Annotated in this window: 13 protein-coding genes and 1 pseudogene; 8 read left to right on the top strand and 6 right to left on the bottom strand. The window is 43.0% G+C overall.

Annotated features, from left to right (window positions below; genetic code table 11):
• The first annotated feature begins 377 nt into the window (after positions 1-377).
• Positions 378-2,345 carry a DNA topoisomerase IV subunit B gene (gene parE, locus MOB98_RS05435; protein ID WP_268360727.1) on the top strand — a complete coding sequence of 656 codons (1,968 nt, stop codon included), beginning with the start codon at positions 378-380 and terminating at the stop codon, positions 2,343-2,345.
• Positions 2,346-2,348: 3 nt separating this feature from the next.
• Complete coding sequence (gene parC / locus MOB98_RS05430; protein ID WP_268360725.1) at positions 2,349-4,769, top strand: DNA topoisomerase IV subunit A; 2,421 nt, start codon at positions 2,349-2,351, stop codon at positions 4,767-4,769.
• A 47-nt stretch (positions 4,770-4,816) separates the two neighbouring features.
• On the opposite strand, the gene MOB98_RS05425 is transcribed toward parC, so the two are convergent.
• Positions 4,817-4,942 (bottom strand): hypothetical protein, encoded by a 126-nt coding sequence (locus MOB98_RS05425; RefSeq protein WP_268360724.1) that lies wholly within the window; start codon positions 4,940-4,942, stop codon positions 4,817-4,819.
• A 24-nt stretch (positions 4,943-4,966) separates the two neighbouring features.
• Entirely contained in the window at positions 4,967-5,320 is a 354-nt protein-coding gene (locus MOB98_RS05420) for a hypothetical protein (protein WP_268360723.1), read from the bottom strand.
• A gap of 499 nt (positions 5,321-5,819) precedes the next feature.
• On the opposite strand from MOB98_RS05420, the gene MOB98_RS05415 reads away from it, so the two are divergent.
• The 3 genes from MOB98_RS05415 (at position 5,820) to MOB98_RS05405 (ending at position 9,377) form a co-directional block, all read left to right on the top strand.
• Positions 5,820-7,217, top strand: coding sequence for an alanine/glycine:cation symporter family protein (locus tag MOB98_RS05415; protein ID WP_268360722.1), 1,398 nt, complete (start codon positions 5,820-5,822; stop codon positions 7,215-7,217).
• Positions 7,218-7,539: 322 nt separating this feature from the next.
• Entirely contained in the window at positions 7,540-9,036 is a 1,497-nt protein-coding gene (locus MOB98_RS05410; protein ID WP_268360720.1) for a cellulase family glycosylhydrolase, read from the top strand.
• A 77-nt stretch (positions 9,037-9,113) separates the two neighbouring features.
• Positions 9,114-9,377 carry a YnfE family protein gene (locus MOB98_RS05405; RefSeq protein ID WP_088110833.1) on the top strand — a complete coding sequence of 88 codons (264 nt, stop codon included), beginning with the start codon at positions 9,114-9,116 and terminating at the stop codon, positions 9,375-9,377.
• A gap of 267 nt (positions 9,378-9,644) precedes the next feature.
• Here MOB98_RS05405 and xynC read toward each other — a convergent pair whose 3' ends face one another.
• Positions 9,645-10,913 carry a glucuronoarabinoxylan endo-1,4-beta-xylanase XynC gene (gene xynC / locus MOB98_RS05400; RefSeq protein ID WP_268360718.1) on the bottom strand — a complete coding sequence of 423 codons (1,269 nt, stop codon included), beginning with the start codon at positions 10,911-10,913 and terminating at the stop codon, positions 9,645-9,647.
• 127 nt (positions 10,914-11,040) lie between these two features.
• Entirely contained in the window at positions 11,041-12,582 is a 1,542-nt protein-coding gene (xynD, locus tag MOB98_RS05395; RefSeq protein ID WP_268360717.1) for an alpha-L-arabinofuranosidase, read from the bottom strand.
• Between the two features lie 618 nt (positions 12,583-13,200).
• On the opposite strand from xynD, the pseudogene MOB98_RS05390 reads away from it, so the two are divergent.
• From MOB98_RS05390 to MOB98_RS05380, 3 genes and pseudogenes are all read left to right on the top strand, one after another.
• Positions 13,201-13,658 (top strand): annotated as a pseudogene (locus MOB98_RS05390) (GtrA family protein).
• 6 nt (positions 13,659-13,664) lie between these two features.
• On the top strand, positions 13,665-14,558 hold the full coding sequence (gene galU, locus MOB98_RS05385; RefSeq protein WP_268360716.1) for a UTP--glucose-1-phosphate uridylyltransferase GalU: 894 nt from the start codon (positions 13,665-13,667) through the stop codon (positions 14,556-14,558).
• A 72-nt stretch (positions 14,559-14,630) separates the two neighbouring features.
• Positions 14,631-15,227 carry a DedA family protein gene (locus MOB98_RS05380; protein ID WP_268360715.1) on the top strand — a complete coding sequence of 199 codons (597 nt, stop codon included), beginning with the start codon at positions 14,631-14,633 and terminating at the stop codon, positions 15,225-15,227.
• A gap of 47 nt (positions 15,228-15,274) precedes the next feature.
• Here the strand turns inward: MOB98_RS05380 and nrnB are convergent, their stop codons facing one another.
• Together nrnB and MOB98_RS05370 are read right to left on the bottom strand one after the other, a co-directional pair.
• The gene (gene nrnB, locus MOB98_RS05375) at positions 15,275-16,474 is read right to left on the bottom strand and encodes an oligoribonuclease NrnB (protein ID WP_268360714.1); all 1,200 of its coding nucleotides are present in this window, start codon (positions 16,472-16,474) and stop codon (positions 15,275-15,277) included.
• A 169-nt stretch (positions 16,475-16,643) separates the two neighbouring features.
• The gene (locus MOB98_RS05370; protein WP_268360713.1) at positions 16,644-18,179 is read right to left on the bottom strand and encodes an acyl-CoA carboxylase subunit beta; all 1,536 of its coding nucleotides are present in this window, start codon (positions 18,177-18,179) and stop codon (positions 16,644-16,646) included.

Here is an 18,179-nt window from a genome sequence, read left to right as displayed (position 1 = left end):
TCCTTGTAAATTCAAGGATTTTTGCTTTTTAATTTTAAGATATTGTTTGCGTATTACGGTGAAACAGATACAATAAAGCTTGAACAGCTTTTTTTGAATACCTTGTCCAGCTGGGTTTCGGCCGTTCGATTTGCGAAGGTCTGCTGCTTTATATATAATAAACAAACATACGTTCTCATGACGTAAAAACAGCACTAGCCGATGTTTTGCGAACTGATTCGTTCGCTCTATGTTGCGATCGCAAACATATTGGTTATAATGAGGAGTCCAAGGCAGTACCGGCTTGAGGCTAGGTTTATAAAAAATACTTTATACTATTGACGCGTAACACTGAAAAAGAGAAAGACAATGTTAGTTTTTGAAAGGGGTTTGTACGTTTGGCTAGAAAACAGCAATTTGATTACAACGAAGATGCCATACAGGTGCTCGAAGGCCTTGAGGCTGTCAGGAAAAGGCCGGGTATGTATATTGGCTCTACTGACGCGCGTGGCTTGCACCACTTGGTTTATGAAATTGTAGATAACTCTGTCGACGAGGTACTTGCCGGCCATGGAGATCATATTATCGTCAAAATACATAAAGACAACAGTATTTCTGTACAGGATAGAGGCCGCGGCATGCCGACCGGAATGCATAAGCTTGGCAAACCAACCCCTGAAGTGATTTTAACTGTGCTTCATGCCGGAGGAAAGTTTGGCCAAGGCGGCTATAAGACAAGCGGAGGGCTGCACGGAGTCGGTGCATCTGTCGTGAATGCTTTATCTGAATGGCTGACGGTTACCATTGAGCGGGACGGTTTCGTCTATCAGCAGCGATTTGAAAATGGAGGAAAACCGGTTACATCTCTTGAAAAGATCGGCAAAACAAAAAAGACAGGGACGCTTACGCACTTTAAGCCAGATCCAACGATGTTCAGCACAACCACTTATAATTTTGAAACGCTTTCTGAGCGCTTAAGAGAATCGGCGTTTTTGTTAAAAGGATTAAAAATTGAGCTGATTGACGAGCGGAATGACCAGCATGAGGTCTTTTATTATGAGAACGGCATAGAAGCGTTTGTCGCTTACTTAAATGAGGAGAAAGACGTCTTATCTGAAGTGGTCTCGTTTGAGGGAGAGCACCATTCAATAGAAGTGGACTTTGCGTTCCAGTTTAATGATGGCTATTCTGAAAACATCCTGTCATTTGTTAACAACGTCAGAACAAAAGACGGCGGCACGCATGAGTCAGGTGCAAAAACAGCGATGACACGTGCTTTTAATGAATATGCGAAAAAAGTGGCTTTGTTGAAAGAAAAGGATAAAAACCTGGAAGGCACCGATATAAGGGAAGGGCTTTCAGCCATTATTTCTGTCCGCATTCCTGAGGAACTTCTTCAATTTGAAGGACAAACAAAAGGAAAGCTCGGAACTAGTGAAGCGAGATCAGCAGTTGACGCAATTGTTTCAGAGCAGCTTGCTTACTTTTTAGAGGAAAACCGGGACACCGCAACACTTCTTGTCAAAAAGGCGATCAAAGCTAGCCAGGCGCGAGAAGCGGCACGAAAAGCCCGTGAAGAAGCAAGAAGCGGCAAAAAACGCAAAAAATCAGAAGCGACATTAAGCGGGAAGCTGACACCTGCGGGTTCAAGAAACCCTGCAAAAAATGAATTATATCTCGTTGAGGGGGATTCAGCAGGCGGATCAGCCAAACAGGGACGAGACCGCAGATTCCAAGCGGTACTGCCTTTACGCGGTAAAGTCATTAATACGGAGAAAGCTAAGCTTGCTGATATCTTTAAAAATGAAGAGATCAATACAATCATACATGCGATCGGCGGGGGTGTCGGAGCGGATTTCTCAATCGATGACATCAACTATGACAAAATCATCATTATGACCGATGCGGATACTGACGGCGCTCATATTCAAGTGCTGCTTCTCACCTTTTTCTATCGTTATATGAAGCCGCTCATTGAGCATGGCAAGGTGTTCATAGCATTGCCACCTTTATATAAGGTCAGCAAAGGAAGCGGGAAAAAGGAAATCATTGAATATGCTTGGTCTGATGAAGAGATGGATGATGTCTTGAAAAAAGTCGGCAAGGGCTATACCATTCAGCGGTACAAGGGTCTTGGAGAGATGAACGCAGACCAGCTATGGGAAACGACGATGAATCCGGAGTCCCGCACGCTTGTAAGGGTCAAAATCGACGATGCGGCACGCGTAGAGAGACGTGTGACGACGTTAATGGGAGACAAAGTAGAGCCGCGCAGAAAGTGGATTGAGAAAAACGTCGCTTTCGGCTTAGATGAAGAGAGCAATATTTTAGAAAATGAAAACTTATCGGTCGCTGAGGAGGTATAATGATTGTCACAGCCAGAATTATTTCATGATTTACCATTAGAAGAGGTCATCGGCGACCGTTTTGGACGCTATAGTAAATATATTATTCAAGACAGGGCGCTTCCAGATGCGAGAGACGGCTTAAAGCCGGTGCAGCGCAGAATTCTGTATGCGATGCATACTGACGGAAATACGTTTGATAAAAACTTCAGAAAAGCGGCCAAAACGGTCGGTAACGTTATCGGTAACTATCATCCGCACGGTGACAGTTCGGTTTATGAAGCAATGGTGCGTATGAGCCAGGATTGGAAAGTGCGAAATGTGTTAATCGAAATGCATGGGAACAACGGAAGCATCGACGGAGATCCCCCGGCAGCCATGCGTTATACAGAAGCGAGATTATCTCCAATCGCTTCTGAGCTACTTCGGGACATTGACAAAAATACAGTTGAATTTGTGCCGAACTTCGATGATACAAGCAAGGAGCCTGTCGTACTCCCGGCAATGTTTCCTAACCTATTGGTCAATGGATCTACCGGGATTTCAGCAGGATACGCAACCGACATTCCCCCTCACCACCTGGGAGAAGTCATTGATGCTGTCATCAAGCGCATTCAAATGCCATCTTGCTCTGTTGATGAACTTATGGAAGTCATTAAAGGTCCTGATTTTCCAACAGGCGGTATTATACAAGGCGTTGACGGCATAAAAAAAGCTTACGAAACCGGAAAAGGGAAAATCATTATCCGCGGAAAAGCTGAAATTGAAACAATCAGAGGCGGACGAGAACAAATTGTCATTACTGAAATTCCATTTGAAGTAAACAAAGCAAACCTTGTGAAAAAAATGGACGAATTCCGCATTGATAAAAAGGTTGAGGGCATCTCGGAGGTTCGTGATGAAACGGATCGAACAGGGCTGAGAGTAGTCATTGAACTGAAGAAAGAAGCAGATGCCAAAGGTATTTTGAATTTCTTATATAAAAATACCGATTTGCAGATCACATATAACTTTAATATGGTGGCCATCCATAACCGCCGTCCGATGCTGATGAGCCTGCCGTCTATTTTGGACGCATATATCGGCCACCAAAAGGAAGTCGTCACAAACCGATCCGTTTACGAGCTTCAAAAAGCAAAAGACAGACACCACATCGTAGAAGGTCTCATGAAAGCTTTGTCCATTTTGGATGAAGTGATTGCAACAATTCGTTCTTCCAGCGATAAACGTGACGCTAAAAATAATTTGATTGCGAAATATGAATTTACAGAGCCTCAGGCTGAAGCGATCGTGTCATTGCAGCTATACCGTTTAACAAACACAGATATCACAGCGCTGAAGGAAGAGGCAGAAGAGCTTGGCAAAAAGATTGAAGAGCTTGAATCTATTTTAAGCAACGATAAAAAGCTCTTAAAAGTGATCACAAACAGCTTAAAAGCACTGAAAAAGAAATATGCAGATGCGAGACGCTCAGTGATTGAAGAAAAAATTGAGGAAATTAAAATTAACCTTGAAGTGATGGTTGCGTCTGAGGATGTATATGTGACTGTTACAAAGGATGGTTACCTGAAACGTACGAGCCAGCGGTCATTTGCCGCTTCTAACGGTCAGGATTTCGGAATGAAAGATACGGACAGAATGCTGCATCAGTTTGAAATGAATACGACGGATGTGCTGCTGCTCTTTACGAACAAAGGAAGCTATATCTATTGTCCGGTTCACCAGCTGCCTGATATCAGATGGAAGGACATGGGCCAGCATTTTTCAAATATGATCACTATTGACCGTGATGAAACGATTGTAAAGGCTATACCGATAAAAGAATTTGATCCGTCGGCATATCTTTTGTTCTTTACGAAAAACGGCATGGTGAAAAAGACAGAACTTACCCATTATAAAGCACAGCGATATTCTAAGGCGCTTGTGGCCTTAAATCTAAAGGGTGAAGATGAACTGATCGATGTACATGTGACAAATGGGGAAAGCCAGATCTTTATGGCGACTCATCTAGGGTACGGCCTATGGTTTGGAGAAGACGAAGTAAATGTAGTTGGCGCGCGTGCGGCAGGTGTCAAAGGGATTAACTTAAAAGAAGATGACTTTGTTGTCTCCGGAGAGATCCTTCAGGAATCTGATTCAATTGTATTGTTCACTCAGCGGGGAGCGGTGAAACGCATGAGCCTTTCTGAGTTTGAAAAAACATCCCGCGCAAAACGCGGTGTCGTTATGTTAAGGGAACTGAAGAAGAATCCTCACCGTGTCGTCTCAGTGTTCGCTTGCGGTCTTGATCAGCGATTTATGGCAGAAACTGAAAAAGGCGACAGAAAAGAACTGCTGGCAAAAGACTTGCGGACAAACGACAGATACAGCAATGGCTCTTTCTTGATTGATGAAGAGGAATCAGGCAAGGTTACAGCTGTCTGGCGCCTTCATACAGAACAATAATAAAAAACCCGCTCGCATGATGTGAGCGGGTTTCGTTTGTTTATGAATCAGCTTTCATGGCTGGAGAAAAGATCCGTTACGGCATGAATGACTTCGATTCCTTGCCATACAAATAAATTCAGCGCTGTGAAAGAAAATAAGCCTAAAATCACCATTCTTAAGATAAACAACATGTTAAACAGCCTCCTCATATTTTGTTATATAATCGGGTGATGTTGAACATGAAGTTTGCCAAAATAAGACGATTGATAAAATTTGGCCAGTATAAAGCTTTTCTTTCGCTGTCGCCTCCGGGAGTAACCCGTATGTTTGCTTTCAGCGGTTACAAGCAGAACAGCCAATGCCCATAAAGCGGTCAGGGTAAATGCTCCTGTGATGGATTTCTTTTCATCATCTGCATTTTGTCCGGCTTTCATTTCATGCATTTCCTGCTGGTCAGCTACAGCCTTATAATGATGGCCAATATCAAAGGCATGGGGAATTGAGAACAAATGAAAACTGGCAATCGCCAAGAACAAGATGGATGCTTTCAATATCGTTACCTTTTTCAAATGATCTGCCCCCCTTTAATATTACTGAATATTTTTATAATAATACCCCAATTCATCCCCAAAGTAAACCTGATTTATTAAATTTAAAAATAAAGTTCACTTTGTTAAGTATATATCTTTTTGCTTATTTTTGAAAGAGAAATATCTTTTATTAGTGTATGTATACCCGATCTAAGGTGTGAATGAAAACACATTTTAAACGTTATGTTTGTTGTTTAGGATTTATAACTTTAATTATCTTAGGAAACAGAAAGTGACAGGCAAGAAAATCTTACATTTTTAAAAGAATCTCTTTTTTTAAATACAAGCTTAAATGAAATATTTTTATTCATGGGAAAATAAAAGAGAGAGGACCAAAGGGGTAAAACTCAATCTAGAACAATAATCTTCACGAAAAAACTTCCTAATTCGACATATTGTGATATAATAAGACTCGTTATGTTAAAAAATCTAACATCAAAATCGAATTCATAGTGATTGATGAAAACGGGAGGTAAATATGGAGTCTTTTTTCAACAGTTTGATTAATATTCCAAGTGATTTCATCTGGAAATACCTATTTTATATTTTAATAGGGCTTGGATTATTTTTTACCATACGTTTTGGTTTTATCCAATTCCGCTATTTTATTGAAATGTTCAGAATAGTAGGGGAGAAACCAGAAGGAAATAAAGGTGTTTCATCTATGCAGGCATTCTTTATTTCGGCCGCATCCCGAGTCGGTACAGGAAATTTGACTGGTGTCGCCTTAGCCATTGCAACTGGCGGACCGGGCGCTGTATTTTGGATGTGGGTTGTAGCTGCTGTAGGGATGGCTTCGAGTTTTGTTGAGAGTACGTTAGCGCAGCTTTATAAAGTGAAGGACGGAGACGATTTCCGCGGTGGACCGGCCTACTATATCCAAAAGGGCCTTGGGGTCAGATGGCTCGGCATTGTTTTTGCTGTCTTAATTACGGTCTCATTCGGTTTAATCTTTAACGCTGTTCAAACGAACACCATTTCGGGGGCATTAGATGGCGCATTCCATGTCAATAAAATTGTTGTCGCCATTGTTCTGGCAGCTTTAACGGCGTTTATCATTTTCGGCGGTTTAAAACGTGTTGTGGCTGTATCACAGCTAATCGTGCCGGTTATGGCAGGCATTTATATTCTCATTGCTTTGTTTGTCGTTATTACTAATATAACAGCATTCCCTGGCATTATCGCAACAATTGTGAAAAATGCTTTCGGTATTGAACAAATCGTCGGCGGCGGATTAGGAGGCATCATTGTTATCGGTGCTCAGCGCGGACTTTTCTCAAACGAAGCTGGAATGGGAAGCGCTCCGAACGCGGCTGCGACAGCTCATGTATCGCATCCGGCAAAGCAAGGCTTTATTCAAACATTAGGCGTATTTTTCGATACCTTTATCGTATGTACATCTACAGCCTTCATTATTTTGCTGTACAGTGTGGCACCAAAAGGTGATGGTATCCAAGTAACGCAGGCTGCCCTTAATCATCATATTGGAGGCTGGGCGCCTAGCTTCATCGCTGTCGCAATGTTCCTGTTTGCCTTCAGTTCAGTTGTCGGGAATTATTATTATGGCGAGACAAACATTGAATTTATTAAAACTAGCAAGACATGGCTGAACATTTACCGTATCGCTGTTATTGCTATGGTTGTCTATGGATCTCTATCAGGCTTCCAAATCGTTTGGGATATGGCGGACCTCTTTATGGGTATCATGGCGCTGATTAACTTAATTGTGATTGCGCTGCTGTCAAACGTTGCTTATAAAGTGTATAAGGATTACGCGAAACAGCGTAAGCAAGGGCTTGATCCTGTATTCAAAGCGAAAAACATCCCGGGCCTGAAAAACGCTGAAACTTGGGAAGATGAGAAACAAGAAGCATAAGAACACGGCTGCATTCAATTCATTGGATGCAGCTTTTTATTTGCTGAAAAGAAGCGGAATTTTTTTAGATGAAAAAATAACGTGTAAAGTCCTGGTTAAACACTTTTATGTTTTGTTAACATGTATCAGCTGTACCTGAAATAAGGCAAAAAGAGCAAATAGACAGGGTTTTAAGCTGCTTAAAAACAAGAAATTAGGTTGATAGACAATGATGAGAAAGATTTTTACAATGAGTTCGTGCTAAACAAAGAGAAGGGAGGGGGGAGTGGTAAGTCGGTAGGCATATTCCTTATATAATGTTTAAAGGAGGAAAGATCTATATATGAAACGTTCAGTCTCTTTTTTAATCATTTGTTTATTAATTGCATTATTGGCAACCAGCAGCTTGGGGCCGGCTGCATCCGCAGCAGCGGCAAAAACGCCAGTATCCATAAATGGCCAGCTCAGCTTAAAAGGTACACAGCTAGTCAGTCGAGACGGGAAAGCGGTGCAGTTGAAGGGGATCAGTTCACATGGATTGCAATGGTACGGCGATTTTGTCAATAAAGACAGCTTAAAATGGCTGAGAGACGATTGGGGCATTACGGTTTTCCGAGCGGCGATGTATACGGCAGACGGTGGCTATATTGATAATCCTTCTGTGAAAAACAAAGTGAAAGAAGCGGTTGAAGCGGCAAAAGAGCTCGGGATATATGTCATCATTGACTGGCATATTTTAAATGATGGCAATCCGAATCAACATAAAGAAAAGGCAAAAGAATTCTTTGAGGAAATGTCAAGACTTTACGGAAACACGCCAAACGTCATTTATGAAATTGCAAATGAACCAAACGGCGATGTGAACTGGAAGCGTGATATTAAACCGTATGCGGAAGAAGTCATTTCCGTTATCCGTAAACATGATCCCGATAATATCATCATTGTCGGAACCGGTACATGGAGCCAGGATGTAAATGATGCTGCCGATGATCAGCTAAAGGATGCAAATGTCATGTACGCGCTTCATTTTTATGCCGGCACACACGGCCAGTTTTTACGGGATAAAGCCAACTATGCTCTCAGCAAAGGAGCGCCTCTTTTTGTGACGGAATGGGGGACAAGCGATGCTTCCGGAAATGGCGGAGTATTCCTTGACCAGTCGCGGGAATGGCTGAATTATCTCAACAGCAAGAACATCAGCTGGGTCAACTGGAATCTTTCTGATAAGCAGGAATCATCTTCAGCTTTAAAGCCGGGAGCAGCTAAAACAGGCGGCTGGCCATTATCAGATTTATCTGCTTCAGGAGCATTCGTAAGAGAAAACATTCTCGGCACTAAAGATTCGACTAAAAACAGTCCTGAAACGCCAGCACAAGATAAACCCACACAGAAAAACAGTATATCTGTGCAATACAGAGCGGGTGATGGGAGTGTGAACGGAAACCAAATCCGCCCGCAGCTTCTTATCAAAAATAACGGCATCACTACGTTAAATTTAAAAGATGTTACTGTCCGTTACTGGTATAACGGGAAAAATAAAGGCCAAAACTTTGATTGTGACTACGCTCAGATCGGATGCGGAAATGTGACCCACAAGTTTGTGACGTTACATAAACCTAAGCGAGGCGCAGATACCTATTTAGAACTAGGGTTTAAAAATGGAACACTGTTACCGGGAGCAAGCACAGGGAATATTCAGCTTCGTCTTCATAATGATGACTGGTGCAATTATGCACAAAACGGAGATTATTCCTTTTTCCAATCAAATACGTTTAAAACAACGAAAAACATCACATTATATAATCACGGAAAACTGATTTGGGGAGAAGAACCCAAGTAGTTAAGCTTTTGACGGACATCAGCAATAATGATGTCCGTTTTCATCATCTTATACAGCAAAACAAGGAGGTTTACGTTGTGGATGAAACATTGAGACAGTATATGGTGCTGTTCAAAGAAATGAACGATGTGATCAATGGTCCGGATTATCCAGGTAAGGAAAAAGACATCCAACATCAAAAAGAACAGATCGATGGTTACGAAAAACAGCTACAGCAAGGTTTTTCAACGGATTATGACTACGATGTGTTTGCTGACTCGGTTATCAAATGCGCATATGGCGATATGACGCTGGAAGATTTAGAAGCAGTTTATTATGGATTGACAACGCCATTTTTTTGATTAGGCATTCAACTGTAACATTTCAATTTCTGTCTCACTAACTTAAGTATACTTTGACAATGAGACAGAAATTTATTTCTTTCAGTTACTTCCTAGAATATATATTATGTAAACTGATAAAAACTCAAGAAGTAAGCTTTGCTGTTTGTACATACTTCTTCTCTCCCTAATTTGGCCTATACCTTCTATAAAAAAGCGATTTCCCGATCAGGAAATCGCAAATTCAGACATTCTATTGAAAAATGAGTTTGCGGGTCTTAGGTGCCCTTAACGATTGACAACAAAAGTTGTCACGCTTTGAGCTGGAAGATGAGCCCAAAAGTGATTGCCCGTTACGTTGAGATTCGTTCCAGGTTGTAGATTGCTGCTGCTGCTCGTGATCCATCTGGATACCTGAGAAGCAGATCCATTCTGCAAAACAAAGTTTTGGTTAACACCTGTGTTGCTTTTGTTAATGGCAACAATAACGACCTTGTTATCACCTTTATAGGCTGACACGTAAACGTTCGCATTAGGGTTTTTCGTTGCATCAATCCTTACATCGCCGGGACGCACAAACTTCGAGAAATGAGCCATATTGTAACCTCGTTTGCTGATCGTACCATCTTCTTTCATAGGTCCATATGATCTTCGGATGTACCACCATACATAAGCTTGAAAGTCCCCCTCTACCATCGCATTGTGAATATGCTGTGAAACATCCAATGCCTCAGGCCATCGATCCGACGAGTTGTTATCACTGTTCGGATAGTATACTTCCGTCATCCAAAGGTCCTTCCCCGCTCCTTTTTGTTTGAAAAGAGGATAAGGGAATTGGCTGACCTGGGTGCCGTACAGGTGAGTTCCGAGAATATCCATATTGGCAAGAGCCTGCGGATCGTTCAAAATCGGGTCCGACAAATTCTTCAAGTATTGAAATGACTCAGGTGCAATGACGCGGGCATTGATCGAGCCGGCGTTTTCTCTCATAAAGCGAAGGATCTCTTGCGGCGTCCACCACGTCCACTCGTGAGCGTAATCAGGCTCATTTTGGACTGAAATTGCGTAAAGATTCACACCATTATTTTTCATGAAGGTAACAAAATCGTTAAGATGCTGCGCATATGCGGCGTACTTATCGTATTTCAGCCGTTTAGCCGATGTGTCACCATTCCGATTAAAGGTCTCAACCATATTACTTGGAGGATTCCAGGGAGAAGCAAAAACGATTGCTCCATGTTTGACCGCACTCTTGGCAGTCTCCACCTCTTTATACCAATTATTTCGGTTTTCATCTACATGAATTCTTAAGATTGAGAAGCCTAACTGATTCTGTCCATTGCCAAAGGCGGCTTCTCTTTGAGCTGCTGTAAGATCCCCAACCCAAGCCGGATGGTTCATCCCTCCAAAACCGCGAATCACTTGTTTCTCTGCAGATACATTAACTGTTACATCACTGGCTGCCAAAACTTCAGTAGCGCCTGGTCCTAACATGACTGACAGCATAGTGAAACATACTAATAGTACACAAATTGTTTTTTTTATGCGTGGAATCATTTATTCCTCTCCTTCGTCATGTGTCTTTTACGGTATTAGAAAATCTGCATGGCATATCCATAATGGCGAGTTCCGGTGTTGGCCCGTTCTTCACGCGTCTCGTTTTTAAACGGTCCCATTACAAGTCCTATCTTTGCGTAAACTGCCAGTAATCAAAATTAAACAAGTTTCCTGTGCCTGTTCCGGTAAATACAAAGAATACTTTGTGCACACCGGTAGCCCCGCTTACTGCAGTTTCTATTTCTCTCCAGGTTTGCGCTCCGCCTGTTGAAGGTACATTCAGAGTTCCAACAAGCTTACCATCAGCACTGTCGAGGCGCACTTCTATTTTCCCGCCTAAAGTGGATGCTACATTTGCTTTAAATGTCCTGGCACCGCCCGCTCCGAAGTCTGCATTTCCTACAGCAATCCAGTCTCCATTTTGAATACTTGTTACATGCTGATTATTTACTGGCCCGCCGGGTGCTGTCGATTTCTCTGTCAAAATGCGTCCATTCCAAGCGAACGTTTCAACTTCTACCCGGTTATATGGGTTTAAATTGGAAAGTTGTGTTACACCTGCATAATTTGCCGCTACCTCTTGAATAGATCCATCTGCATTATGCACCAGCTTATTAATATGGGGAGAGCGGTATCCTTTGCCTGCCCCGAACAGAGCCGAACTGACAGTTTGCGCATGGTACACGACATACCACTCGTTTTTAAAATTGAAAACAGCATGATGGTTGTTTCCGCCGCCTCCGAAAAATGCACCCGGATTTTTCAGGAAGTGCCCTCTATATGTAAAGGGACCTATGGGATTTGAACTGGTCATGTAGCCGATCTCGCCTGGGGGTTTATCGGCCGGGTGTATGCCACCGAAATTGATGCAATAGGTATAGTAGTATGTTCCGTTATACTTGTGCAACCCCGAATCTTCAAACATGAAAGGCGCATCAATTGTAGATGCACTTCCCTCAACACTCGTCATATCAGGCCCTAATTTTATGACCCTTGCCGTTTTAGGACTGGCCCATTGTCCCTGCGTTGGATTTGAACCGCCAGGAACGCCTCCCCCGGCATATAGGTAACCGGTGCCGTCATCATCTACAAATACTGCCGGATCAAAAAGCCATACAACACCAGACATTCCTGGCGTACTTGGCGTTACGAGGGCTTTTCCGATGGGGTCGGTCCATGGACCAATCGGGCTGTCTGCGGTGAGAACCCCGATACCTCCGCCGCTGTTTGCGAAATAAAGGAAGAATTTATCCTTGCCATTGATTTTTTTTACTGCGATTGCCGGTGCCCAGGACGCACCGGCCCATTTTGCAATTCCACGGCCTCCATTAGCTCCATTGGCACCTGCTACCGGAATGGCTCCATGGTCTGTCCAGTTCACCATATCCGCTGAAGATATGACGAATACTCTATTCAAATTGGCAAATGAATTATCTTTAATCGTTCCGTTGCTATTATATTCATAGTCATCACTTGACATATAGATGTAGACTCTTCCATTATAGGTCAGCGCAACCGGATCTGCTCCCAAATGATGGTCTATAAGCGGGTTTGAATTTCCTATATGTTTTGCAATTGTAGTACTGGTGGCAGCATACGCAGACTTCGCAGATAAGCAGCTCAATAATAAAGCAAGAACCCATAAACAAACGCTACACTTTTTACGCATAACTTAACACCCTCCTTTTTCCTTAAATAAGGGATTTTCTTTCGGAATATGAAGACTACAGTCATGAAGCATAAAATAGATGAAAACTATTTAATTTGACATATTAATTTTGCACATGAATCGAATGTTCCGAGTTCTTGTTCTGAAAGCTCATCTTCGTGTGTTTTCATTCTCTTTCCTTCGAGGTGATCGCACCACTCGCTTCTTCAAATTTGTTCCAACCCCCCATTCCTAGCGACCATTGACCAGAAAATAAAAAGACAGGATTGATCATCGTCTCCCTTTTATCACACCGAAAGGGGATACAGAATTATCCATAAATACCTTTATATAACATCCTACATCATTAAAAAAATTGTGCATAGAACCTTTTGGAGGAGTTAGTGTTCGATTCTACATAGGAACTGGATACATTTATTCATTGTTAAGATAGGGCTAACACTCCGTTTATATTTGTATATAAAAATAGTTTTCAGGCACAAAAAAACAGCCGTTCAATGCGGCTGTTTTTCTAGAGTATAAGAACGATTAAGCGGTATACGGTTTTTTCATGTTTTGTTCATATTTTATTAATTGTTTTTTCAACACTGTCCGCTAAAGTAATCCCTATCAACAAATATAATAGCCATCCGCATCTATTATGAAGGGAGGTCAAATTAGGTACCGTTATGCTGAAAGAAAAAATAAAGACATTAGGCCGTTTTTGCACCGTAGGCGCCGGCAATACGCTGATAGATTTTGGTGTTTTCTTTCTTCTTACTGCTTGTCATGTCCCTTATCTGCCGGCACAGATCTGCTCCTATTCTGCAGGTATCATCAACAGCTATGTGTGGAACCGGAATTGGACGTTTCGTGTAAAACATAAGACTGGCGGGAAAGAGATCGGGCGCTTTCTTATGATTAATATTGCCGCGTCGGGGATCACCTTTTTGCTGCTTTATTTGCTTCAAAAAGGCGGTTTTTCGCTTTTGGTGAGTAAGCTCGCCGCCACTATCGGCGGGATGATGATGAATTTTATCGGAAACCGAATCTGGGTATTTGGAGATTCGCTGAAAAACATACAGGATCAGGAGTGAAGATGAATGAGTAAAAAAGTGAGAAAAGCGGTCATTCCCGCAGCGGGTTTAGGAACGAGATTTCTGCCAGCGACAAAGGCGCAGCCAAAAGAAATGCTCCCAATCGTTGACAAACCAGCAATTCAATACATTGTAGAAGAAGCTGCAGAGTCAGGAATTGAAGATATACTGATTATTACAGGGAGAAACAAACGCTCGATTGAAGATCACTTTGATCGGTCGGCGGAATTGGAATTCAATCTGCGAGAAAAAGGCAAGACGGAGACACTTAAGGAAATGCAGCAGATTGCTGATTTGGCCAATATTCATTACATCCGCCAGAAAGAGCCGCTCGGATTAGGCCATGCGGTGCTGTGTGCGGAGCATTTTATCGGAGATGAGCCTTTTGCCGTTCTCTTAGGCGATGATATTATGGTGTCTGAAAAACCGGCTCTTCGGCAGCTAATGGATGTATACGATGCTTACGGCACAGAGGTTGTCAGTGTACAGTCCGTTCCCCCTGAGGATGTCAGCAAATATGGTATGATAAATACATCAGGCTCTCAAGGGCCTGTGTATGAAGTGAATGATTTAGTTGAAAAGCCTTCGCCTGAAGAAGCGCCTTCGGACATCGCCATAATGGGACGGTATGTGCTGAATTCTTCGATCTTCCCCGTGTTGAAGTCCATTGGCAGAGGCGCGGGCAACGAAATTCAGCTCACCGATGCGCTTCGTGAGGTTTGCCGTAAGCAGCCGATCCATGCCCGGCTGCTGGAAGGAAATCGATATGACATTGGCGATAAGCTGGGCTGTTTTAAAGCGAGCACGGAAATCGGTTTAATGCGCCCCGAAATAAGATCACAGCTTTTGGCTTATTTAGAAGAGGTGATCAAGCGGGAAACAAAAGAAATGCTTCGGTAAAAAAATTGTAACCATCTTGCTCGTCAATCAGTCATATAATAGTGAAAAAGATGAGGACAGGTTGTGAAGAATGTGGGCAGTTTGATAAGCGAAATTTTAACTTGGCTGACGAATATGGGGTATGCAGGCATTGCAATTGGCTTGATGATTGAGATTATTCCGAGTGAAATTGTATTGGCTTATGGCGGCTATATGGTATCGGAAGGCACGATTGGGTTTATTGGCGCCATTATTGCGGGTGTCATCGGAGGCACCATTGCCCAGATCTTTATTTATTGGATCGGACGCTATGGCGGCAGACCGTTCTTGGACAAATACGGGAAGTACTTATTGATTAAAAAGCATCATATCGATATGGCAGAAAACTGGTTTCAAAAATACGGCACGGGGGTTGTCTTCTCGGCGCGTTTTATACCAGTTGTCAGACATGCGATATCCATTCCTGCAGGCATTGCCAAAATGCCGTTTCTCAAATTTGTGGTACTGACTGTACTTGCTATCATTCCGTGGTCTATCCTCTTTGTTTATTTAGGCATTCAGCTCGGAAGCCAGTGGGATGACGTTGAGAACATTGCGGGCACTTATACCACGCCGATTATGATACTGGCTATTGTCGTCATTGCCCTTTATTTTGTCATAAAAAAACGTACAGCTATATTTAAACGATAACGCGGATATGCATAGGGAAGATCAATTCTCCCCCTATGCATATTTTTTTACCTGCGATGCTGGTTTGCCCGCTTCAAATTCTCCGCTAGAAATGCGACAAACACTTCATCCCGCACGAGCGATGCGGCATAATTTCTTTTAATGAACCATTCTGCTTCTTCAAACGCTGTGAATGTTTCATCCTGTGTTTCCCCGTTAATTTGGATATTCCACTCGTTGTCTAAAGGAAACAGAAAAAATCTCATTTGTGCACGATTTTCATATAATGAGCCGTTCGCAGATCCCTTTATATTATAGATGTTACGGAAAGCATCCGGCCGGACAGGCTCAATCCGGAATGCTTCAGCAACAAACAATTCGTATACTTCATCGGTTATCGAACAGCCGGATGCCTTTGCATGCCCTCCGCCTCCGTATCGGCCCGCGATTTCTGACACATCGACGTAATCATGAATGGTGCGCAGGCTGACCCGTTTTGACCCCATGCTTAAAATTGCAATGTAATCAAGGTGGGGATTTTCTTTTCCAAGCCTGTTTCCAAGCTCTGAATGGTACGATTCTGCATGAACGATGCCTACACAGTGTTCATGAACAAAGGTTTGCACCATTTCCCTTTTCTTTCTGCGGAGATAGCGTTCGATTTTTTCGTCTTCCAGATCAAGCAGTTTTTCTTCAAAATCATCAAAGAAAAATTCGTCATGCGCCGAAAGCCGCTGAATCATTTTTTCTTCAAATTCATCGATTGACAGCAAAAAGAAAAGGTCATTAAGCCGCTTCGCCTGTTTTTGATCGTACCGCTCCCATTCCCATGTATCATATTGGCGGACGAGCTCTGTGAATTGATCTAAGGCGTTTGTCGGTTTCATGAAGCCATTTTCAACGAGATAGTCATATAAAAGCGATGTGGCTGATGAGAGCCGTCCATCATCGTATTCCACTTGGACAAAGCCCCATTCATGCTCATTTAAATGAAGCGCTGTTTTATGGTGGTCGATCAGCTTCACTTTTCCGCCCGCATGAACATACTCATTCAATCTCTCTTCGTTTTCTTCGTTGACAGCGAGATCGGTAATGAATAACGCGTCTTGTCTGTTGCTCTCTTTCGCTTTTTCTAAAAAGTACTGGACTTGGGCGTTTAAGCCATTGACAGAGTTATACCGGACCTCAACATCTTTTCCAAATGCCAATTTTGCTACAATTCCGCATCCTACTCCGTCCAAGTCGTTATGTGAATATAAATGATACATAATGTGGGCCCCTTTTTATGATGAACTGACAATTGCCGCTAGAGATGCGGCAGCCTTTATTTACTATTCTAAAAAACATAGCGTTTTATGCAAAGTCGGTTAGTTTACATAATGTTATTATTGTAAATATATAAAAGGAGCGCTTTTACGCTCCTGAGTCACATTGCGTTTATACCGGATACACTGGATGCTTTCGATAGGTAAAGGTCATTTCCTTTGTCATGTATGCCTTCAGCCGTTTGTTCAGCTCATCCCGCAGTGAATTGGCTGGGATTACGGCATCGATGATCATTTCTGAAGCCAGGCGGTATATATTGATGTCTTCTTTGTATTCCTCCCGTTTGCTGTTGATAAATTGGGCCCTCTCTTCTTTCGGCAGCTCAGCGATTTTTTTAGCGTAGACGGCGTTTACAGCTGCTTCAGGACCCATGACGGCGATTTGGGCGGTTGGAAGCGCTAAACAGCAATCCGGTTCAAAGGCCGGCCCTGCCATTGCATACAGCCCCGCTCCGTACGCTTTTCGGACAATGACAGAGAGCTTAGGAACGGTTGCCTCCGACATTGCTGAAATCATTTTGGCTCCGTGCCTGATAATGCCTGCTTGTTCTACCTTTGTGCCGATCATAAAGCCGGGGATATCCGCTAAGAACAGCAATGGAATATGAAACGCGTCACATAAGGTTATAAATTTAGCGGCTTTGTCTGCTGAATCGTGAAATAAGACGCCTCCCTTTACCTTCGGCTGATTGGCAACAATACCGACAGGCTGCCCCTCGATCCGTGCGAAGCCTGTTATTAATTCGGGTGCAAATAAGGCTTTAATCTCAAAAAATGAGCCTTCATCAATAACCCGCTCAATCAGCTCATTCATATCAAAAGGCGCATTTTGATTTTGCGGAATGATGTCCGCAAGCGGGATATCAAAGTGTTTTGGAGGACGTTTATCCTGTATCGGTGCTTTTTCTCGATAATTAGCAGGAAAGTAAGATAAATAAGTTCGGGCCAGACGTATGGCTTCTTCTTCAGTTTCCGCAAGAATATCGCCGCACCCTGAGATTGAGCAATGCATACGGGCACCCCCCATTTCTTCAAGAGACACTTTTTCGCCGATAACCATTTCCGCCATCCGCGGCGAGCCTAAATACATGGAGGCGTTACCGTTTACCATGACGACAATGTCACAGAAGGCGGGGATATAAGCGCCTCCTGCCGCAGACGGTCCGAATAGCAGGCAGATTTGCGGAATGCGCCCTGATAATTTGACTTGATTGTAAAAAATTCTTCCTGCGCCACGTCTCCCTGGAAAGACATTGATTTGGTCGGTGATTCTGGCGCCTGCCGAATCGACTAAATAGATAAGCGGGCAGTTTACTTTTTCGGCTGTTTCTTGAATGCGGATGATTTTTTCAACGGTTTTCGCTCCCCATGACCCCGCTTTTACCGTAGAGTCATTTGCCATCACACAGACGGTTTGGCCGCCGATTTTGCCGATGGCGGTTACGACTCCGTCCGCGGGAAGCCCGTCTGACATGCATTCCGCAAAAAAAGCGTCTTCAAGCTCAATGTCATTGTCAAACAAAAGAGCAAGCCGCTCTCTTACAAAGAGCTTGCCCTTTTCTTGGTTGCTGCGATGATACTTTTCCGCCCCGCCTTTTTGTATCCGTTCGGCCCGTTCTGTTCGTTCCTTTTCATAATCCATGAGCAT

This window comes from Bacillus sp. N13C7 (genome assembly GCF_026790065.1).
Classification (GTDB): Bacteria; Bacillota; Bacilli; order Bacillales; family Bacillaceae; genus Bacillus.
This window is presented reverse-complemented; position numbering and strand designations above follow the sequence as displayed.